At 66.4% G+C, this 20,056-nt stretch carries 22 protein-coding genes; 15 read left to right on the plus strand and 7 right to left on the minus strand.

Annotated features, from left to right (window positions below):
• Positions 1-9: 9 nt before the first annotated feature.
• Positions 10-465: a DUF2489 domain-containing protein gene (locus AVCA_RS08845; RefSeq protein WP_012700555.1), complete on the minus strand. Its 456-nt coding sequence runs from the start codon at positions 463-465 to the stop codon at positions 10-12.
• Between the two features lie 7 nt (positions 466-472).
• The gene (locus AVCA_RS08850) at positions 473-970 is read right to left on the minus strand and encodes an LEA/WHy family protein (protein ID WP_175555911.1); all 498 of its coding nucleotides are present in this window, start codon (positions 968-970) and stop codon (positions 473-475) included.
• A gap of 72 nt (positions 971-1,042) precedes the next feature.
• Here AVCA_RS08850 and AVCA_RS08855 point away from each other — a divergent pair, with 72 nt between their 5' ends.
• Positions 1,043-1,660, plus strand: coding sequence for a hypothetical protein (locus AVCA_RS08855; protein ID WP_231876196.1), 618 nt, complete (start codon positions 1,043-1,045; stop codon positions 1,658-1,660).
• Between the two features lie 585 nt (positions 1,661-2,245).
• Positions 2,246-2,572 carry a hypothetical protein gene (locus AVCA_RS08860; protein WP_231876195.1) on the plus strand — a complete coding sequence of 109 codons (327 nt, stop codon included), beginning with the start codon at positions 2,246-2,248 and terminating at the stop codon, positions 2,570-2,572.
• Between the two features lie 391 nt (positions 2,573-2,963).
• On the opposite strand, the gene AVCA_RS08865 is transcribed toward AVCA_RS08860, so the two are convergent.
• Positions 2,964-3,461, minus strand: coding sequence for a YchJ family protein (locus AVCA_RS08865; protein ID WP_175555912.1), 498 nt, complete (start codon positions 3,459-3,461; stop codon positions 2,964-2,966).
• A 4-nt stretch (positions 3,462-3,465) separates the two neighbouring features.
• Positions 3,466-3,963, minus strand: coding sequence for a DUF6231 family protein (locus tag AVCA_RS08870; protein ID WP_012700561.1), 498 nt, complete (start codon positions 3,961-3,963; stop codon positions 3,466-3,468).
• A 113-nt stretch (positions 3,964-4,076) separates the two neighbouring features.
• Here AVCA_RS08870 and AVCA_RS08875 point away from each other — a divergent pair, with 113 nt between their 5' ends.
• Positions 4,077-4,340 (plus strand): DUF1145 domain-containing protein, encoded by a 264-nt coding sequence (locus tag AVCA_RS08875; protein WP_012700562.1) that lies wholly within the window; start codon positions 4,077-4,079, stop codon positions 4,338-4,340.
• Between the two features lie 18 nt (positions 4,341-4,358).
• On the opposite strand, the gene AVCA_RS08880 is transcribed toward AVCA_RS08875, so the two are convergent.
• Positions 4,359-4,823: a CopD family protein gene (locus AVCA_RS08880; RefSeq protein ID WP_012700563.1), complete on the minus strand. Its 465-nt coding sequence runs from the start codon at positions 4,821-4,823 to the stop codon at positions 4,359-4,361.
• Positions 4,824-4,918: 95 nt separating this feature from the next.
• Here AVCA_RS08880 and dinG point away from each other — a divergent pair, with 95 nt between their 5' ends.
• The 5 genes from dinG (at position 4,919) to pdxH (ending at position 12,398) form a co-directional block, all read left to right on the plus strand.
• A complete protein-coding gene (gene dinG, locus AVCA_RS08885) occupies positions 4,919-7,063 on the plus strand; it encodes an ATP-dependent DNA helicase DinG (protein ID WP_012700564.1) in 2,145 nt (714 codons plus the stop codon).
• Positions 7,064-7,270: 207 nt separating this feature from the next.
• Complete coding sequence (locus AVCA_RS08890; RefSeq protein ID WP_012700565.1) at positions 7,271-9,676, plus strand: beta-agarase; 2,406 nt, start codon at positions 7,271-7,273, stop codon at positions 9,674-9,676.
• A gap of 81 nt (positions 9,677-9,757) precedes the next feature.
• On the plus strand, positions 9,758-10,909 hold the full coding sequence (locus AVCA_RS08895) for an EstA family serine hydrolase (RefSeq protein ID WP_012700566.1): 1,152 nt from the start codon (positions 9,758-9,760) through the stop codon (positions 10,907-10,909).
• Positions 10,910-11,053: 144 nt separating this feature from the next.
• A complete protein-coding gene (locus AVCA_RS08900; RefSeq protein ID WP_012700567.1) occupies positions 11,054-11,701 on the plus strand; it encodes an OmpA family protein in 648 nt (215 codons plus the stop codon).
• Between the two features lie 49 nt (positions 11,702-11,750).
• A complete protein-coding gene (gene pdxH / locus AVCA_RS08905; RefSeq protein WP_012700568.1) occupies positions 11,751-12,398 on the plus strand; it encodes a pyridoxamine 5'-phosphate oxidase in 648 nt (215 codons plus the stop codon).
• 61 nt (positions 12,399-12,459) lie between these two features.
• Here pdxH and AVCA_RS08910 read toward each other — a convergent pair whose 3' ends face one another.
• A complete protein-coding gene (locus AVCA_RS08910) occupies positions 12,460-12,696 on the minus strand; it encodes a hypothetical protein (protein WP_012700569.1) in 237 nt (78 codons plus the stop codon).
• A 156-nt stretch (positions 12,697-12,852) separates the two neighbouring features.
• Here AVCA_RS08910 and AVCA_RS08915 point away from each other — a divergent pair, with 156 nt between their 5' ends.
• From AVCA_RS08915 to AVCA_RS08945, 7 genes are all read left to right on the plus strand, one after another.
• On the plus strand, positions 12,853-13,317 hold the full coding sequence (locus AVCA_RS08915; RefSeq protein WP_012700570.1) for an outer membrane lipoprotein: 465 nt from the start codon (positions 12,853-12,855) through the stop codon (positions 13,315-13,317).
• A 293-nt stretch (positions 13,318-13,610) separates the two neighbouring features.
• A complete protein-coding gene (locus tag AVCA_RS08920) occupies positions 13,611-16,400 on the plus strand; it encodes a monovalent cation/H+ antiporter subunit A (protein ID WP_041807532.1) in 2,790 nt (929 codons plus the stop codon).
• 1 nt (position 16,401) lies between these two features.
• Positions 16,402-16,731 (plus strand): Na+/H+ antiporter subunit C, encoded by a 330-nt coding sequence (locus AVCA_RS08925; protein WP_012700572.1) that lies wholly within the window; start codon positions 16,402-16,404, stop codon positions 16,729-16,731.
• The gene (locus AVCA_RS08930) at positions 16,728-18,227 is read left to right on the plus strand and encodes a monovalent cation/H+ antiporter subunit D (protein ID WP_012700573.1); all 1,500 of its coding nucleotides are present in this window, start codon (positions 16,728-16,730) and stop codon (positions 18,225-18,227) included. Before AVCA_RS08925 ends, AVCA_RS08930 begins: the two co-directional genes overlap by 4 nt.
• Positions 18,224-18,727, plus strand: a complete 504-nt coding sequence (locus tag AVCA_RS08935; RefSeq protein WP_012700574.1) for a Na+/H+ antiporter subunit E — start codon at positions 18,224-18,226, stop codon at positions 18,725-18,727. The genes AVCA_RS08930 and AVCA_RS08935 overlap by 4 nt, the downstream gene beginning before the upstream one ends.
• Positions 18,712-18,981, plus strand: a complete 270-nt coding sequence (locus tag AVCA_RS08940; protein WP_012700575.1) for a K+/H+ antiporter subunit F — start codon at positions 18,712-18,714, stop codon at positions 18,979-18,981. Before AVCA_RS08935 ends, AVCA_RS08940 begins: the two co-directional genes overlap by 16 nt.
• A gap of 15 nt (positions 18,982-18,996) precedes the next feature.
• Entirely contained in the window at positions 18,997-19,323 is a 327-nt protein-coding gene (locus tag AVCA_RS08945; RefSeq protein ID WP_012700576.1) for a Na+/H+ antiporter subunit G, read from the plus strand.
• Position 19,324: 1 nt separating this feature from the next.
• On the opposite strand, the gene AVCA_RS08950 is transcribed toward AVCA_RS08945, so the two are convergent.
• Positions 19,325-19,996 carry a COG3650 family protein gene (locus AVCA_RS08950; RefSeq protein ID WP_175555913.1) on the minus strand — a complete coding sequence of 224 codons (672 nt, stop codon included), beginning with the start codon at positions 19,994-19,996 and terminating at the stop codon, positions 19,325-19,327.
• Positions 19,997-20,056: the final 60 nt, after the last annotated feature.

Here is a 20,056-nt window from a genome sequence, read left to right on the forward strand (position 1 = left end):
CGGGTTTTCTCAAGGATGTGCGGTCAGTCCTTCCGCCAGCAGCCAGCGCGCGCTGCTGCGAGCCGCAGCCTTGTGCTTCAACTCGAGGCTGCTGAACAGCACCTCGTACTGGCGGCGTTCCGTCCTGCTCAGAGCCTTCCAGGCCTCGTGCGTGGGGATATGGGCTGTGGCCTCGCTAAGCTCGCGAAAGACCTGCAGGCGTTCGCTCCGGTGCAAGTGCGGGTCATAGTGCTCGAGCAGGGCCCCGATGCGGATGGCTCCCTCGATCAGTGGCAACTGGTCGTCGAGCAGGCTGCCGGCGAGGATGCGCAGGTGTTCGGCGAGTTGCGCCCGGCGTTCCCGCTCGGCGGCCTTCCGGGCTTTCTCGCGCAGCCATACCCGGCGCCAGAGGACGAGGGCCACGATGCTCAGGGCAAGCAGGATCAGCAGGGCGACCGGCAGCAGGACGGCGATCAGCGGACTCATGGGCGGGTCAATCCCGAATGTAGTCGCCAGGGGTTATTTCGCCATAGCGGGAAACCAGTACGTGGCGTCCGAACAGAAGCCCTGTCTTGGCCTTGCCCTGCAACTGATACTGGATAGGTCGGTCGGGCTCTTCCAGCAGCTTGACGATGCGCTTCATGTGGCGCCAGAGATTGGTCGTGACCAGGACGTCGAACTCCTCGCGACCGCGGGCGGGTACCGTGAACCATTTGTTCGACTCCCCCTTGGCGAGGCGGATGTCGTTCAGGAACACTTCATAATCCAGACCGCGGATCGGCAGGCTCGCCCAGTTGGGATTGTCGACGCGAAAGCGTAGGATGAATTGCTGTTCCAGCAGACGGGCCTTGACGACATCGACCTTGACCAGTTGGACGTCGGGATCCTTGAAGCCTCCGGTCACCCAGGTAGAGCAGCCGACAAGAGTGGACAGCAGACCGAGCAACCCCAACAGGCCTAGAATTCTTAGGACGTGCGCCTGGAAAAACATGCTGAACTCCAAAGGGGGCCTAAGTGTAACGAGCAGCGCTCTGAGCGCAACCATTATGCCGGATTGCATGGGATGACCTGCTTCGCAGACGTTCCTCTCGTTTGCTTCCCGAACTCGTTGATCGAAAAAAACTGCGCCATACTGCCTGTCGATTGGGACATGGGTATGACCATGAGCCGCTATCAGATCATTTTTTCCGGCCAACTGGTGCACGGAGCTTCCAGGGAACAGGTGCAGGCCAGGCTGTTCCGTGCCGATGGCGCACGCATTGCCACGCTGTTTTCCGGTCGGCGCATATCCCCCGAGAGCGGCCTGGAGGCTGGCGAGGCCTGGACGTACCGGGTCGCTCTGGAGCGGGCCGGCGTTCCGGCGGACATTCTGCCGATGGGAAAGGAAGCAAAACTTGCTCCAGGGCAAGAAAACGACCTTGACGCCGTTCATTCCGAGGCTGCCCGCAAGCCTTTCGCCGTGCCGCCGCAGGATGCCTGCACGGCTGCCTTCGCCGCGCTCGGGATTCCGGACTTCGGTTCGGGAACGGAACTGCTGGAGTCGCGCACCGAAGCGCCGATAGCGCCTCTGGAGTCGAGCGATCCGAACCTGGCGGCGGTCGGCAGCGACTTGGCGCCTATCCCGGCGCGGCCAGCCGGCGCGCTGCCCGATATCTCCCATTTTCGTCTTGAGCCGTTCTGATCCGGAGGCGCTTGCGTCGAGTGTACCTCAATAGGTAAGAATTATTCTCAAGTATTGGTGTCTCGCCGTGATCGGCCGAAGGGATAGCCGTCGCCATGAGCCGATCCGGGGCCGGCCAATGCTTGGGTCCGTGTTTTTACGAGTTCCCGGCCGGCGGTCTGCTTCGAGTAACGATCGATGGTTCGAAGGGAAGTGTCGGGCCATGCCGCTTCGATACGAACAAAAAGCGACAAGAGATCGTCTCGCCGCTTCATGTTCTTGCCGTGCTTCCATGCAGCAGCATCCTGATGGAGTCGTAATCCTGCGACTGTTCCCAAGAGCCTTATCTGGCAGCCTTCATCGATCCTTCGATATCGGTGCGATCAATCCGCTGAAGTGGCTGCCTTGGATGAAATGGAAAAGTTCCTGATCTGCTGTGAGCGATGGCTTAATAAGCGGATATTCATGCGACGATGACCGCCGGAGACTCCGGCAGGAAAATTTATCCTCGACAAAGGCCGCATCAGTTCCCTTCGTCTTTACTCAACCTTTAGAATCCGGTTCCTCTCGGGGAACTCCGCGATTTATTCCAGGCAGGAGCGTCACGTGTCTAATAAGAAAATAGACGCCACCGAGCTATCTCAGATGATCGACCAGAACTACAGCCCGAATCTGGGAGTTGTCTTGCGCAATCTGTTCGCTCTTGGATGTCTGCTGGCGAGTCAGGGTAGGATCAAGGAGGGGCTCAGGGTCTGTCATGATGTAATCAACGCACTCGATCAGAGCGGAAGCAATATCTACCTGGGCCGGCTCATGGCCGCCTTGCTGGTCGATCCCGTACGCATCGCCAGGGAGGTCGGGCCATCCCGCGAACTGCTGTCCCTCTTTCCGACCGACAAGACGAGGAAGTCCGGGCCTCCGACCGCTGGCTGACAGGAGCTGGCCTGGTTCAAAACTAATAAACAGCGGAGGTTCGCCAGCCTGGCTTTCGATTCACATCGTTCGGCTGCGCGCTTGATATATCGGTATCTCGCTTGCAGGTTCGACCGGGCTCAACGATTTCTTTCATTTCTCGGTTTGCCTTGGATGCTCCGCTGCCCGGATACCTTGGAGTGCCCATATCCCCGTTCCTGCATTCGCCTCCCAGGATCGTTCGTGCGTTTTCTCCATGATGGATCGCGCCGAGAAGCGCGGATGCGCCACGAATTGTCTGCCGCGCGAGCCAACCTCAAGGCGGTATCGCTGGAACGGACAGGGATGGCATCGATGCGTATCGTCTGGGCGCATGCCCGTTTCGAAAGCGCTCCTGCGCGGACGAGCGCCCTCAGCGGGTGGTCGCGCCGTGGCAGCATTTCTTGAATTTCGAGCCGCTGCCGCACGGGCAGGGATCGTTGCGTCCCGCATGCAGCGGGACGGTCGGATCGATGAAATACCAGTGGTCGCCATGTCGCACGAAGGCCGAGCGCTCACGATGGATATGCTCGCCCGAAGCGTCGCGCCAGCGTGCACTGAATGTGACGAAGGCGTGCGCCGGTCGGCTGGCGGACTGCTCGGTTTTCTCCACGGTCAGTCCGAGCCAGGTGCTCTGCAGGCTCCAGGCCTGCATGGCTGCGCGGTCCAGGCCTGCCCGCTGGGCCGCCAAGGTGGTTTGCAGCAGATAGTCGACATCGCCCAGAACGTAGGCGCTGTAGCGCGAACGCATCAGGCGTTCGGCGCTGGGCGCGGGGATGCCGGCCAGGTGGCGGCCGCAGCATTCATCGAGCCGGTCGCCACTGCCGCAGGGGCAGTTCCGGTTCTGTGCCGGCAGGTCATTGGCGTTCATCCGTTCACCACCAGTACTTGCCGAAATTCTCGGGGTTGGCCCAGAACTTGGCGTTCAGCCAGTCGGGGATCTGCTTGTAGTCGTAAAGATCGTAGGTGAACAGCGTGAGGACCTGTTCGTCGCGTCGGAAACGCTCGCTGGCCCGCAGCGCCAGGGCGAAGAAGTCGGTATCCTGCCAACCGCAGGCCGCCAGATCGACCAGGACCGCGAGGCGGCTGGCGTTCAGGTTGCGAATGCCGCCGAGCAATTCCAGGCCGGTGCGTCGGGGCAGGTGCTCCAGGCAGTCGACCAGCACGGCCAGTTCGTAGCGCTGGGCGGCGGCTTCCGGGGGCAGCGGACCGGCGGCACAGTGCGTCACCCGGGCTTCGGGGTGCGTGCCGCGAAAGGCTTCGAGAGCGGGCAGGTCGCTGGCGCCGACCAGCAGCAGCCGGCTCGGGGTGTAGCGCTCGAGCAGGGCGGCGAGGGCCTGCTGCGGCGTGCGGGAGGAAAAGCTGTCGGTCATCGAAGGTCCTCGATCGGGAATGCGGCTGAGATTCAAGAGTAAGGCGATGGGGTTCCGTGCCGGCGACGACGCCCGACGGATCTTCCGCCTGGATATCGTATGACGGGAGCGCGATGAAACTGTTGGTGACCCTGGGGAAGGTGCTGATTCTGCTGCTGTGGCTGGCGCTTGCCGGAGCTTTCCTGCAGCCTTTGAACAAGCCCTTCGATCTCTTGCTACCGGTCTGCGGCGGGCTGCTCCTGTTCGCTCACCTGCTCGCGCTGGTGCTGTTCGAGCGTACCGCCAAGACCGATCCGCCACGCTGGAGGACTCGCCTGCAGATACTGCTGTTCGGCATCCTCCACCTGTACGTTCCAGCGAAGGATAGCCGCAGGTGACTCTGGCGGCCGAAGGTTTCAGAAGATAGGCCGGGCGGCGGCGATGGCGACCAGCGACAGGCCGAGCACCAGATTGAATCCCACCAGCCGGCGGATCCGCCCCAGCGCTGCGCCGCCGGCCGGCCAGTCGCGCAGTTCCACGGCCCGGCGCAATTGCGGCAGTTGTAGCAGGCGCACGCGCAGGAACAGGGCGAGCATCACCAGGTACAGGCCCATCATGACGTGCACATACGCCGGCGCCGTCTCCAGGCTGGGAAAGCGCAGGTGCAGCAGGCCGATCCCGGTGACAGGCAGCATTACCACCGCTGCCCAGACCCACTGGAAAAAGCGCCGGAACACTTCCGGCCAGAGCTTCAGCCGAGCCGGCGTATCCAGTTCGCTGACCGTGGCGGGGCGCAGGATCATCCAGGCGAAGAACATGCCGCCGACCCAGATCAGGGCAGGCAGCACGTGCAGGGTGTAGGTGAGGGAATAGAGCGTCATTCGGCAATCTCCGGTGGTGGTCCGCGCAACGCGCGCTATCATAGCCGCCCATTTTGCATACTGAAAATTTGTCCAGTTTCGATTCGGGAAACGGAATGCTCAGCGCCGAACTCAAATCTCAGATCCAGGGTGCCTACTCCCGCTTTCTCGAAGCCAAGGGGCTCAAGCCGCGCTACGGCCAGCGTTTGATGATCGCCGAGGTGGCCAGAGTCCTGGGGGCCATCGCCACCGACGACGAGGGGCGACGCCAGGGCGAGCCGGCGGTGGTCGCGGTGGAGGCCGGCACCGGCACCGGCAAGACGGTGGCCTACAGCCTGGCGGCGATTCCCGCGGCCAAGGCGGCCGGCAAGCGCCTGGTGATCGCCACCGCGACCGTCGCCCTGCAGGAGCAGATCGTCAACAAGGACCTGCCCGACCTGATGCGCAACAGCGGCCTGAGCTTCAGTTTCGCCCTGGCCAAGGGGCGCGGCCGCTACCTGTGTCTGTCGAGGCTCGACCTGCTGTTGCAGGAGGGCCAGGCGCAGGGCGCCACCGCCCAGTTGTTCGAGGAGGAGGGCTTTCGCATCGATGTCGACGAGGCCAGCCAGAAGCTGTTCGCCCAGATGATCGAGAAGCTCGCCGGCAACCGCTGGGACGGTGACCGCGATGCCTGGCCGCAGGCCATCGAGGACGATACCTGGTCGCGGTTGACCACCGATCACAGCCAGTGCACCGGCCGGCACTGTCCGAATTTCCAGCAGTGCGCCTTCTACAAGGCACGCGAGGGGATGACCAAGGTCGACGTGATCGTCACCAACCACGATATGGTGCTCGCCGATCTCGCCCTGGGCGGCGGCGCCGTATTGCCCGACCCGCGCGACACCCTCTACGTGTTCGACGAAGGGCACCACCTGCCGGACAAGGCCATCGGCCACTTCGCCCATTTCACCCGCCTGCGCTCGACCGCCGACTGGCTGGGACAGGTGGAAAAGAACCTGACCCGGCTGCTCGCCCAGCATCCATTGCCCGGCGAACTGGGGCGGCTGATCGAGGGCGTGCCGGAACTGGCCCGTGAGTTGCGCACCCAGCAGCAATTCATGTTCGCCGCCTGCGAACAGTTGGCCGACTTCCGTGCCGGTGAGGACCTGGACGGCCGCGAGAGGCCGCGCCACCGCTTCGTCGGCGGCGTGGTGCCAGAACATCTGCGCGAGCTGGGCCTCGAACTGAAGAAAGGATTTTCCAGGCTGGTGGAGCTTTTCACCCAGCTCACCGAACTGCTCAAGGAGGCCATGGACGGCGAGCCCGGCATGGGCCTGGCCAGCCACCAGGCGGAGGAGTGGTATCCGCTGTTCGGCAGCCTGCTGGCGCGGGCCGAGGGCAACTGGCAACTGTGGACCGCCTTCACCGCGGAAGACCCCGAGGACAGCCCGCCGATGGCGCGCTGGCTGACCCTGGCCGAGAGCGGCGCCCTGCACGACATCGAGGTCGACGCCAGTCCGATCCTCGCCGCCGAGACCCTGCGCCGCCACCTGTGGAGCATCGCCCATGGCGCGCTGTTGACCTCCGCCACCCTGACCGCGCTGAACAGCTTCGATCGCTTCCGCATGCGCGCCGGGCTGCCGAAGAGCGCCGTCACCGCGGTGGTGCCCAGTCCCTTCGCCCATGCCGAGGCGGGCCTTCTACGGGTGCCGGACCTCAAGGCCGATCCGCGCGATGCCACCGCGCACACCGCCGCCATCGTCCGCGAACTGCCGCGTCTGGTGGAGGGCGCGCGCGGAGTTCTGGTGCTGTTTTCCTCGCGCCGGCAGATGCAGGACGTCTTCGATGGCCTCGAGCGCGACTGGCGCAAACGTGTGCTGATCCAGGGCAACCTGTCCAAGCAGGAGACCCTGAGCCGGCACAGGGCGCGGGTCGACGAGGGCGAGTCCAGCGTGCTGTTCGGTCTGGCCAGTTTCGCCGAGGGCATCGATCTGCCCGGCGCCTACTGCGAGCACGTGGTCATCGCCAAGATCCCCTTCGCCGTGCCCGACGACCCGGTGGAGGCGGCGCTGGCCGAATGGATCGAGGCCCGCGGCGGCAATCCCTTCATGGAGATCGCCGTGCCCGATGCCTCGTTGCGTCTGGTCCAGGCCTGCGGTCGCCTGCTGCGCACCGAGCAAGACCGCGGCATCATCACCCTGCTGGATCGCCGGGTGGTGACCCAGCGTTACGGCAAGGCGATCCTCGAGGCGTTGCCGCCGTTCCGCCGGGAGATCGGCTGACGCCGCCGTGGTCGGGGCTTGCCGCGGGGCCGGGCGGGTTTCCGTCGAGCCGTCCGGGCCAATTCCTGCCGTATACCGCTCACATCCGCGCCAGCCGGATGGCGAGAAAATAGACTGTCCGGTCAATGCCTTGCTTCACCATAGCCAAAGTGACTGGCATCATGCCGACTCTGTTGTCCACCTCCGTCCCGCTGGAGAGCAAGCTCGATGATCCGTCCCCTGGTTCCCCTGCTGTTCGCCTGCTGCCTGGTGCCCCTGTCGGCACGGGCGGCCGACGAGCAGACGCTGTTCAACTTCGTGCGCCCCACCGATGTGGTGCAGGTCAAGGGCGAAGGCGCCTTCCTGCCGGAACTGACCGCGGAGACCACGGCGGGAGGAGATGTGCTCCGAAGAGTCACCTTCAATCCGCAGGAGCGGCCCAGCCTGCGTCTGACGCCGCAGCAGGGCAACTGGGACTGGTCTTCCGCCGGCGCGGTCAGCCTGCGCATCCAGAATGCCATGGACTGGGCGTTGACCCTGCAGGTGAGCATCGAGAGCGCCGACGGCAAGGTTCTCAGGAGTCAGGTCGCCCTGCCGGCCGGTCCGGCGCAGACCCTGGTACTGCCGCTGCGCGTCAGCTCGCCCAGGGCGCATGGCATGCGCGCCGCGCCGCCGATGCCCTGGACCCATGAAAACCAGCGCCTGCTGGTGGCGACCACCCTGGAAGGCGAGATCGATCCGCGTCAGGTGCAGGCGGTGAGCCTCTCCCTGGAGAGACCGGACGTGCAGCAGAGCATTCTGCTCGGCCGCTTCGGCGTGCGCGAGGATCTCGAGCCGGCGGCCTACCGGGGGATCGTCGATGCCTATGGGCAGTACAGCCGCGGCGACTGGCCGGAGAAGGTGAACAGCGACAAGCAACTGAAGACGGCGGCCGAGCAGGAGCGGGCGCAGCTCGATCGCTGGCTGGTCGGGCGGCCGGAGCTGGACCGCTTCGGCGGCTGGCTGAAAGGACCGCAACTGGAGGCCACGGGCTTCTTCCGGGTGGCCAGGCACGAGGGCCGCTGGTACCTGGTGACGCCGGACGGCCATCCGTTCTTTTCTCTCGGCGTGAACACGGTCTCTTCCGGCAACAGCCGGACCTACGTCGAAGGGCGCGAGGAGATGTTCCTCGCCCTGCCCGGCAAGGAGGAGCCGCTGGGCGCCTTCTATGGGGCCGGGGACAGCCGCCAGGCCACCGGCGCCAACGACGGGCGACAGTTCGCCCATGGGCGCTGGTACGATTTCTATCGGGCGAATCTCTATCGGACCTACGGACAGAGTTGCAAACCGCCCGTGGAGCAGGCCGCCGAGCCGGAGCGCGTGTTGCCGGCAGCTCCCATGGAAGAGGAACCGGACAACGTTCAGGTCGCTCCGGAGGGCGGCACGCCGGCCCCCGGACAACCGGCTCCCGCCAAGCAGCCGACCGCCGCGCCGCCGTGCGTCGTGCAGTTCTTCGACGCCCTGCGCTGGCGCGGGCACACCTTGGACCGCCTGCAGGCCTGGGGTTTCAATACCCTCGGCAACTGGAGCGATCTCTCCCTGGGAGCGATGCACCGGATACCCTACACGATTCCGCTGCTGATCCGTGGCGACTACGCCACCATCTCCACCGGCCACGACTGGTGGGGCGGCATGCCCGATCCCTTCGACCCGCGCTTCGCCATGGCTGTCGAGCGAGCCATCGCCATCGCTACCCGCGATCACCGGAACGACCCCTGGGTGATCGGCTACTTCGCCGACAACGAGCTCAGTTGGGCCGCGCCGGGGACGGATCCGAAGGCCCGCTATGCCCTGGCCTACGGCACCCTGCGGCAGACCACCGACATGCCTGCCAAGCGCGCCTTCCTCAAGTTGTTGCGCGACCGTTATCGCAACCAGCAGGGGCTCTCCGCCGCCTGGGGCATCGAACTGCCCGCCTGGGAGCTGATGGAGGATCCGGGGTTCGAGGCGCCCCTGCCGAGCCCGGAGCATCCGGCCATCGAGGAGGATCTGCAACGCTTCCAGCAGCTCTTCGCCGACACTTACTTCAAGACCATCGCCGAGTCGCTGAAGTGGCATGCGCCCGACCATCTGCTGCTCGGTGGCCGCTTCGCCATTAGCACTCCCGAAGCGGTCGAGGCCTGCGCCAAGTACTGCGACGTGCTGAGCTTCAACTTCTACACCCGCGAGCCCCAGCACGGTTATGACTTCGAGGCCTTGCGCAAGCTGGACAAGCCGATGCTGGTCAGCGAGTTCCATTTCGGTTCGCGGGATCGCGGCCCGTTCTGGGGTGGCGTGGCCGAGGTGTACAAGGAAGAAGAGCGCGGCCCGGCCTATGCCCACTTCCTGGAGCGAGCTCTGGCCGAGCCCTTCATCGTTGGCATGCACTGGTTCCAGTATCTCGACCAGCCGGCGACCGGGCGCCTGCTCGATGGCGAGAACGGCCATATCGGTCTGGTCGGCGTCACCGATCGACCATTCGCCGGTTTCGTCGAGGCGTTGCGCAAGGCCAACCTGAAAGTGGGCAAGGCCTTCGAGCCGGTTGCCACGCCCGCTGCCGGACAGCTGAAGACGGAGGGCGGCGCTCCCGCCGCGGCACCAGCCAGGACACAGTGAAGGCGGCCCCGTGCGGGAGTTCACAAACCCCCGCCGCGGCTGGGAGAATGGCGAACGGTTGTACTGCCAGGAGAAACGAAGGTGCAGGTTCAAGGCTATTTCGACCTCAAGTTCGAGGCGCTGAAGGACGCGTTCGCCGCCCTGTTCGAGGACGGGCAGACCCGCGGCGCGGCACTCTGCGTCCAGGTCGGCGGAGAAACCGTGGTGGACCTCTGGGCCGGGCTCGCCGGCCGCGAAGACGGCGAGGCCTGGCAGAGCGATACCATCGCCAACCTGTTTTCCTGCACCAAACCCTTCGCCACGGTTGCCGCCCTGCAACTGGTGGAGGAGGGCAAGCTGGATCTCGACGCCCCGGTGGCCCGGCTGTGGCCGGAGTTCGCCGCCGCCGGCAAGGAACGGATCACCCTGCGCCAACTGCTCTGCCATCAGGCGGGCTTGCCGGCGATCCGCGCGCCGCTGGCGGCGGAAATGCTCTACGACTGGCGAGTCATGACCGAGGCGCTGGCCGCCGAGGCGCCCTGGTGGAGCCCCCGCGACGGAGGGCATGGCTATGCGCCGATCACCTTCGGCTGGCTGATCGGCGAACTGCTGCGACGCGCCGACGGTCGCGAGCCCGGCCACTCGATCGCGGCACGCGTCGCCCGGCCGCTCGGCCTGGATTTCCATGTCGGGCTGGACGACGCCGAATTCCACCGGGTCGCGCATATCTCGCGGAACAAGGGCAATCCGGGCGATGCCGCCGCCCAGCGCCTGGTCAGGGTCACGATGAGCGAGCCGGAGACTCTCAGCAGCCGCGCCTTCACCAATCCGCCGTCGATCCTGAACAGCAGCAACAAGCCCGAGTGGCGGCGCATGCACCAGCCTGCGGCGAACGGCCATGGCAATGCGCGCTCCCTGGCGGGCTTCTATGCCGGGCTGCTCGACGGGCGTCTGCTGCCGGACGAACTGCTCGACGAAATGACGCGCGAGCACAGCTGTGGCGAGGACCGCACCCTGCTCACCCCGACCCGCTTCGGTCTCGGCTGCATGCTCGATCAGCCCGCGCTGGCCAATGCCACCTTCGCGCTCGGCCCCAGGGCCTTCGGCCATCCCGGCGCCGGCGGCTCCTGCGGTTTCGCCGATCCCGAGCGCGAACTGGCCTTCGGCTTCGTCACCAACAGTCTGGGCCCCTACATTCTGATGGACCCACGGGCGCAGAAGCTGGCTCGCCTGGCGGGAGAATGCCTGGGTTGAAGCCACTCGTCTGTCTGCCAAGGCAATGCCTTGCTTGCGCCGAGGTTGCGGCCAGACTCAAAACTCGACCTCGAGGCCTGTTACCGTCATGCTGCCCGTGACACCTCATCTCCCATAGAACTTTCCTTGCAACGGGATCTGTCGATGAAACTTCTCATTAATAGCAGCACCCTGATTCTCTGCATGGCCATCACCGCCTGCAGCACCACCGGCAAACAGGAACGTGTCGGCGCTCAGGCCGGCAGGTCCGGCTCGTCGGTAGCCAATTTCGAATCCAGGGAGAGTCGGGCCTGGGTCGCGGATCACGAGGCGAGCGTACGCGAGGCCGTCAAGGGGAGTCAGTTCGAGGTGGAGCGTCGTGGCGATCTGCTGGTCGTGACGGCCCCGGTGGACAGCTCGTTCAACCCGGATCGGCCGAGCATGCTGCTGGTGGCGACCCTGGGCCCGCTCAGCCGGGTGGCCAAGCTGGCGGCGCAGGATCGCGAAGTGGCCGTGCTGCTGCTGGGGCATGGAGACAGCAGCGGTTCGGCCGAGCTGACCAACAGGCTGAGCCAGGAGCGGGCGCAGTCCATGGCGGCGATCTTCCGCATGAGCGGCCTGCACCATGACCGCCTGATGTACAAGGGGATGGGTTCCGATGTTCCGCGCTCCAGCAATGCCAACAAGGACGGGCGCTCTCTCAATCGCCGGGTGGAGATGTACCTGACCACCCGGAGCAGCCTGCCTGCCGTGCTGGCCCAGTACGGCGCGCCAGGAATTCGGGTGGTTGCTTCAGATCAAGCGAAGCGATAGTTGTCTAGTTAGACTTTGGCTGACTGCTATTCATTCGAAGGAACCCCCCATGCCCCAGACACTGGCCGACATGCGCCGTGACTATAGCCGCTCCGGCCTTTGCGAGGCCGAAGCCCCGCTCGAACCCTTTTCTTTGTTCCATCAGTGGTTCGCCGAGGCGATGAAGACCGAGCAGTTGCCTGTCGAGCCCAACGCCATGAGTCTGGCCACCGTGGACGGCAACGGTCGGCCCCATTGCCGGGTGCTGCTGCTGAAGGGCGTGGACGAGCGGGGCTTCACCTTCTTCAGCAACTACGAGAGCGCCAAAGGGCAGCAGCTTAGAGCGCGACCCTTCGCCGCCATGACCTTCTTCTGGCCCACCCTGGAACGTCAGGTGCGCATCGAGGGAGAAGTCGAAAAGGTTTCGTCGCAGGAGTCCGACGCTTACTTCCAGGTGCGTCCCCTGGGTAGTCGCCTCGGCGCCTGGGCTTCGCCACAGAGTCGGGTGATCCGCGACCGCACCGAGCTGGAAGAACTGCTGGCGTTGACCGAGAAGCGCTTTCTCGATCAGGCGCCGCATTGTCCCGGACACTGGGGCGGTTACCGCCTGCTGCCCGATCGCATCGAGTTCTGGCAGGGGCGCGCCAGCCGCCTGCACGACCGGCTCAACTACCGTCTGGAGAAGGGTGGCTGGGTGCGCGAGCGCCTGGCGCCCTAGACCGACCCGACGGGGCCTCGTCCGGGAGCGCCTTCCGCGCGGATGGGGCCCTGGCCGCTGTTCAGGAGGCGGGATAGTCGGCCGCCGTGCGCTCCAGCCAGCGCGGCAGATCGCGGCGCTTGACGCCCTGCCTCCGGGCTTCGTCGAGGCGTTCCAGCATGTAGTCGCGCCTGGCCTGGTCCTGACCGGCGAGGGACAGGGCCAGATCGCGATCCATCCAGCGCTTGATGCGCACATACAGCCACCAGTGAAAATACAGCCCGGTCACGGTGGTGACGAAAACGATGAAGTAGTCCATGACAGTCCTCCCGGCCGTCACCCTAGCCGATCCGCCCAAGGCCGGAAAGTGGGGAGCGCAGCGTCGGCTATCCGGTTCGGCGCGGCACGAATGCGCCGTGACAAGGGGAGGTGACGGGCTTTTAATAATTGGCATGACTCATCCGGAGTAAACGCAATGCGCAAGCCCGTTCTGTTTATCGCCTCTTTCGCTGCCGTGACGCTGGTGCTCGGTGGTTGCGTCTCCAGCCTGACCGGCGATGTCTATTCGCGCGGGGAGGCGCGTACCGTCCAGACCGTGCGCATGGGCACCATAGTGACCTTGCGCCCGGTGCGCATCGAGGGCACCAAGACACCCATCGGCGCCGGCGCCGGCAGCATCGTCGGCGGCGTGGCCGGCAGCGGCGTGGGCGAGGGCCGTGGCAGCGCCGTGGCGGCGGTGATCGGTGCCGTGGCCGGCGGCATGCTCGGCGCCGCGGCGGAAGAGGGGATCACCCGTACCCAGGGTGTCGAGGTCACCGTACGCGAGGACGACGGCAGCATGCGTGCCTATGTGCAGGAAGTGCAGCCGAACGAGGTGTTCCGGGTCGGCGAGCGGGTGCGCATCCTGACCGTCAACGGCACCAGCCGCGTCGCCCACTGATCGTCCTCCGTCGCATGGCCGTTCTCCCTTCCTCCAGGCCGGCGCACGGTTTCTCGCCCGCGGTTCCTGTCCGGTCCGCCGGAGAGCTCCCTTCCTGCGCCGGGATGCCGACCGCCAGCTAGGCTTGAGGCATGCCTGGGTGGATATCCGAAGACCCCCTTCCTGCCGGTGAGAGCGCCGGTCGATGGATGGAGGCAAGGACAGGCCCCTCGTGATCCAGCCCATGTCCGCGGCGGGGAAGCCCGCTGCCGGAGCGCCGGGCCGCATGCCGGAATCATGAACAGGACATGCCGATGATGCTCGCGTTGCTCGTTGCCTTGCCCTTTCTCGGTATCTGCCTGCCGCTGCTGGCCGCTCGCCATGGGCGGTCACCGTGCGCGGCAGCCGCTGCGCTGGCTCCTTTGCTGGGCTTGATCCTGCTGTTTTTCCTGGGGCCGCCGGTGTTCGCCGGAGCCACGCTCAAGAGCGGCAGCCCCTGGCTGCCCGAACTGGGTCTGAGTCTCAGCCTGCGTCTGGATGGCCTGGGCTTTCTCTTCGCCCTGCTGATTCTCGGCATCGGCATTCTGGTCATCCTCTACGCCCGCTACTACCTGGCCGACCACGAGCCGATGGGACGCTTCTTCGCCTTCCTGTTGCTGTTCATGGGCGCCATGCTGGGACTGGTGCTGTCGGAAAACCTGCTGCTAATGCTGATGTTCTGGGAACTGACCAGCCTCGCCTCGTTCCTGCTGATCGGCTTCTGGCATCACCGCTCGGATGCCCGCCGCGGGGCGCGCATGGCCCTGGTGGTGACCGGCGGCGGGGGGCTGGCGCTGCTCGCCGGGGTGTTGCTGATCGGCCACATCGTCGGCAGCTTCGAGCTGAGCGAGGTGCTCGTCGCCGGCGAGGCGATCCGTGCCCACGCTCTCTATCCGGCGGCGCTGATGCTGGTGCTGCTCGGTGTGTTCAGCAAGTCGGCACAGTTCCCCTTGCACTTCTGGCTAGCGCAGGCGATGGCGGCGCCGACCCCGGTGTCCGCCTACCTGCACTCGGCGACCATGGTCAAGGCCGGGGTCTTCCTCCTGGCCCGCCTGTATCCGGCCCTGTCCGGCAGCGACTGGTGGTTCTACCCGGTCAGCCTGAGCGGCCTGGCGACCCTGCTGCTGGGCGCGCTGACGGCCCTGTTCCAGCACGACCTCAAGGGCCTGCTGGCCTATTCGACCATCAGCCACCTGGGCCTGATCACCCTGCTGTTCGGCCTGGATTCGGATCTGGCGAACGTGGCGGCGCTGTTCCATGTCATCAACCACGCGACTTTCAAGGCCTCGCTGTTCATGGCGGCCGGCATCATCGACCACGAGACCGGCAGCCGCGACATGCGGCGCATCAACGGCATGTGGAAATACATGCCGCACACCGCCACGCTGGCCATGGTGGCCAGCGCGGCGATGGCCGGCGTGCCCCTGCTCAACGGTTTCCTGAGCAAGGAGATGTTCTTCAGCGAGATACTGCAGCAGAATCTGCTGGGCAGCTTCCACTGGCTGCTGCCGGTGGCCGCGACCATCGCCGGAGTGTTCTCGGTGGCTTATTCGCTGCGCTTCATCCATGGGGTGTTCTTCAACGGCGAACCCGGCGACCTGCCCAGGCCCGATCCCCACGAGCCGCCGCACTACATGCGGATTCCGGTCGAGGTGCTGGTGTTCCTCTGCCTGCTGGTGGGTATCCTGCCGGACTGGAGCGTGGGGCCGCTGCTGGCCGTGGCGGCTTCGGCCAGCCTCGGCGGGGAGCTGCCGGCCTACAGCCTGGCGATCTGGCACGGTTTCAACCTGCCGCTGGCGATGAGTGCCGTCGCTTTATCCGGCGGTGTGCTGGTGCATGTCCTGCGCCAGCCACTGTTGCGCTGGTACGAAGGCCTTCCGGATCTGGATGCGCAGGCGCTGTTTCGTGGCGGCATCGGCGTGCTGGTGGACTTCTCCCGCGGACTCACCGGCGTGCTGGAGAACGGCTCGCTGCAGCGCTATCTCGCCCTGCTGCTGGGTAGCGTACTGGTACTGGCGGTGTTCGCCCTGGCGCCGCTGGCCGAGGTCGACGGTCCGGTAGCGCTGGGCCCGGTCGATGGCATCGGTACGCTGGTGCTGGGCGCGCTGGCCCTGACCGGCCTGTTCGGCGCGGCGTTCCACCGCAATCATCTGGCCGCCCTGCTGGTCATCAGTGGTAGCGGGCTGCTGGTGGCCCTGGTCTTCGCCCGCTTCTCGGCCCCCGATCTGGCACTGACCCAACTGGCGGTGGAGATGGTGACCATCGTCCTGCTGCTGCTCGCGCTGTTCTTCCTGCCCGAACGCTCGCCGCCCGAGTCGGACAGCCTGCGGCTGCTGCGCGACCTTCTGCTGGCGGCCGCCAGCGGCATACTGGTGGCGCTGCTCGTCTATGCGGTGCTGACCCGCCCCTACGAAAGCATCGCCGCCTTCTTCCTGGAAAACAGCCTGACTGGCGGCGGTGGTGCCAACGTGGTCAACGTGATCCTGGTGGACTTCCGCGGCTTCGATACCCTGGGCGAGATCAGTGTGCTGGCCATCGCCGCGGTAGGTGTCTCCGCCCTGCTGCACGGCCTGCACCTGCCGCATCCGCCAGTCGACCGGGAGCGGCCCCGGTCCGCCGACCATCACCCGCTGATCCTCCGGCAACTGGCGCGCGCGCTGTTGCCGATGGCCATGCTGCTCTCGGCATTCCTCTTCCTGCGCGGACACAACCTGCCGGGCGGCGGCTTCATCGCCGGATTGGTCACCGCGGTGGCCCTGATCCTGCAGTGCATCGCCCTCGGCCTGTCCTGGGCCGGGGCTCGCCTGCGTTTCAGTTTCCACGCCATGGCCGCTGCCGGGCTGCTGCTCGCCGCGCTCACCGGGCTGGGTAGCTGGGCCTTCGGGCGGCCCTTCCTGACCTCGGCGTTCGGCCATTTCAGCCTGCCGCTGATCGGCGACTTCGAGCTGGCCACGGCGATGCTCTTCGATCTGGGGGTATATCTGGTAGTGGTCGGCGCGGCCCTGTCGATCCTGTGCGGCATCGGTCATGTCGGCCGGGATGCACCGAGGGGGGAGGTGTCCTGATATGGAGGCGCTGTTCGCCATCAGCCTTGGGATGCTGACCGCCAGCGGCGTGTACCTGCTGCTGCGCGCACGGATTTTCCCGGTGGTGCTGGGGCTGACCCTGATTTCCTATGCGGTGAACCTGTTCCTCTTCGCCATGGGCCGCCTGCGCACCGGCGTCGCGCCCGTGCTCGGCAAGAGCGCCGGACATGGCGATCCGCTGCCGCAAGCCCTGGTGCTCACCGCCATCGTCATCGGCTTCGCCATGACCGCTTTCGTCGTGGTGCTGGCGCTGCGCGGTCTGGGCGAGTTGCGCAGCGATCAGGTGGACGGGAAGAGGTCGGAGCGATGATGCACGCTCCCATCCTGCCGATCCTCCTGCCGCTGTTCGCCGGCAGTCTGCTGCTGCTCGGCCATCGCCTGGGCCATGGCATCCAGCGCCGTCTGTCCCTGGCCGCCACCTGGGCGCTGTTGCCGCTCGCCGTCTGGGCGCTGCTCCTGGCCTCGGATGGCCGGTTGCGCATCTATGCGCTGGGCGACTGGCCGGCGCCGTTCGGCATCGTCCTGCTGCTCGACCGGCTCAGCGCGCTGATGCTGCTGGTCACCGCGCTGCTGGCCGGTTTCGCGCTGCTCTATGCGGTGCGCGGCGACGACCTGCGGGGGCCGAATTTCCACGCCCTGTTCCAGTTCCAACTGGTCGGCATCAACGGCGCCTTCCTGACCGCGGATCTGTTCAACCTGTTCGTGTTCTTCGAGATCCTGCTGATCGCCTCCTATGCGCTGCTGCTGCACGGCAACGGTGCCGCCCGGGTGCGCGCCGGTCTGCATTACGTACTGCCCAACCTGCTCGGCTCGGCGTTCTTCCTGATCGGCATCGGCATCCTCTACGGTCTGACCGGGACCCTGAACATGGCCGACCTGGCCCGCCGGGTGGCTGGCGCCGATGCGGGCCAGGCGCCGCTGCTGGCCACCGCCGGCTACCTGCTGCTGGTGGTGTTCGGCCTCAAGGGGGCGATACTACCGCTGCATTTCTGGTTGCCGCGCGCCTATGCCGCGGCAACGGCGCCGGTGGCGGCGCTCTTCGCGATCATGACCAAGGTCGGCCTGTACGCCATCCTGCGGGTCTTCGGGTTGATCTTCGGCGCCCAGGCCGGACCGCTCGCCGGCCTGGCGCAGCCCTGGCTCTGGACGCTGGCCGTCGCGACCCTGGCCGCCGGGGTGTTCGGTGTCCTGGCGGCGCGCGACCTGCAGGTGCAACTGGCCTACCTGGTGATCGTCTCGGTCGGCACCCTGCTGCTCGGCCTCGCCCCGGGTAGCCTGGAAGGCTATGCCGCGGCGCTCTACTACTTGCTGCACAGCACCCTGGTCGCCGGCGGCCTGTTCCTGCTCGCCGACCTGGTGGCTCGCCAGCGCGGCGAACTGGGCGGCGCCCTGCAGCGCGGACCGAACCTGCACCAGCCGGGCCTGCTGGGCGGGCTGTTCTTCTTCGGAGCCATCTCGGTGGCCGGCCTGCCGCCGCTTTCCGGTTTCCTCGGCAAGCTGATGCTGTTGCGCGCGGTACCGGTCGGAATCGCGGCCCTGGCGATCTGGACTGTGGTGCTGTGCGGCGGGCTGGGCCTGCTGATCGCCCTCGGCCGTTCCGGCAGCACCCTGTTCTGGCGCGGTTCCGGCGCTCCGTCAGGCGAGCCGGCCGACGGTGTGAGGCTGCTGGCCTGTGCCGGCCTGCTATCGGGCAGCCTGCTACTGACGATGGCGGCAGCGCCGGTGCAGGCCTATGTGCGGGAAACCGCCCGACAATTGCTGGACCCGGCCGCCTATCTGCGGATCGGCGCGGGAGGCGGCGCATGAGCGGGTTCCGTTGGCTGGCGCATCCGACCCTGACCCTGCTGCTGACCGTCATCTGGCTGATGCTGGCGAATACCTTCGGCTTCGGCCATCTTCTGCTCGGGCTGTTGCTCGGCTGGGCGATCCCGCTGCTTTGCCGCGACTTCCTGATCGCGATGCCACGGGTGCGCCGGCCGTTCCGGCTGGGCCTGTTCGTGCTCCAGGTGTTCGCCGACATCCTCGTCGCCAACCTGCATGTGGCGAGGCTGGTACTGGGGCCCGAGGCACGCCTGAACCCGGCCTTCGTCGAGGTGCCGATGGCCATCGAGGACGAGTTCGTCCTGGCGCTGCTGACCAACATCATCTCCCTGACGCCGGGCACGGTATCCGCCGATCTCGACGTCGAACGCCGGACCCTGCTGCTGCATGCCCTGGATGCGCCGGACCCCGCGCGACTGGTCGCCGAGGTGAAACGCCGCTACGAGACGCCCCTGCTGGAGATCTTCCAATGCTCGCCCACGTGATTCCCTTCTGCCTGGCGGTCATCGGCCTGGCCATGATCCTCAACCTGGTGCGCCTGATCCGCGGGCCGAGTCCGGCGGATCGCATCCTGGCGCTGGACACCCTGTACATCAACGCCCTGGCGCTGATCGTGCTGCTCGGCATCCGGCAGGCCTCGGAACTGTTTTTCGAAGCGGCGCTGCTGATCGCGGCGATGGGTTTCGTCGGCACCGTGGCGGCCGGCAAGTACCTGTCGCGCGGCGATATCCTCGACTAGGGAGGCGCGTCGTCCATGCCATTCTGGATCGAAGCGCTGGTCAGCCTGTTCCTGGTCCTCGGCAGCCTGTTCGCCCTGATCGGCGCCATCGGCCTGTACCGCCTGCCGGACTTCTACACCCGCCTGCACGCTCCGACCAAGGCCACCACCCTGGGAGTGGGCGGCATGGTGATCGCCTCGATGCTGTTCTTCGCCGGGCGGCCGGAAGGGCCGAGCCTGCATGAGCTGCTGCTCACCCTGTTCCTCTTCATCAGCGCGCCGGTCAGTGCGCACATGCTGGCCAGGGCGGCGCTGCGCAGGCGGCTGCCGGTGAACGGGCGAACCCGTGGCAAGCCCTGGTGATTCACTCTTCCCGACCGCCGCCGAAATAGGCGCAGCCACGTTGCACCTGGCCGTCGAGGCGCAGCTCGGCGCTCAGATGGCGGACCGCGCCGCTCATGGAGTCGACGCAGCGCTGTGGCGCCACCCAGAGCTCCAGGCGCCGGCCATCGGCCTCGCTGGTCAGGTTGAGGCTGCCGCCGGGCAGTTGCTCCTCCAGGTAGGGCAGGGCCAGGGGCGGCTGGCCGGGGCGCTGCAGCAGCAGGCCCTTGCCGCCGACGCCGACGCTCCAGAAGGGTTCGTTGCCCGCGGCGCGCAGGATCATCCGGTGGAAGTCCGGGTCCTTGCAGCCCCGGCTGCCGAGCTCCAGGCGATAGAGCCGGATCGCCTCGATGCGCCCGTCCACGCCGGATTTGTCGCTGGAGCCGAATCTGCCGCCAAGGTCGACGAACAGCGGGTCCTTGCCGCCTCCCTGCAGAGCGCGGATATCCTCGGCCAGCCCGAGGTCGCCGGCATCGACCAGCACGAAGCGGCGCTGTTCGTCGCACGGGCGCAGCAGCAGATCGCCGTCGCGCATGCTCAGTTCGCCCCGCAGGCGGGTCTGCCCGTCCGTGGGGACCCGGTTTTCGCCGGCCAACGACTGGCAGCCGGCGAACAGGGGCAGAAGACAGTACAAGAGGGGGCGGACAAGGCGCATCGGCGGTCTCCTGAAAGGGGGCCCACGTTAACCAGCGGGGCGGTCGATCTCAAGCCCGGC

This window comes from Azotobacter vinelandii CA (assembly GCF_000380335.1).
Taxonomy (GTDB): Bacteria; Pseudomonadota; Gammaproteobacteria; order Pseudomonadales; family Pseudomonadaceae; genus Azotobacter; species Azotobacter vinelandii.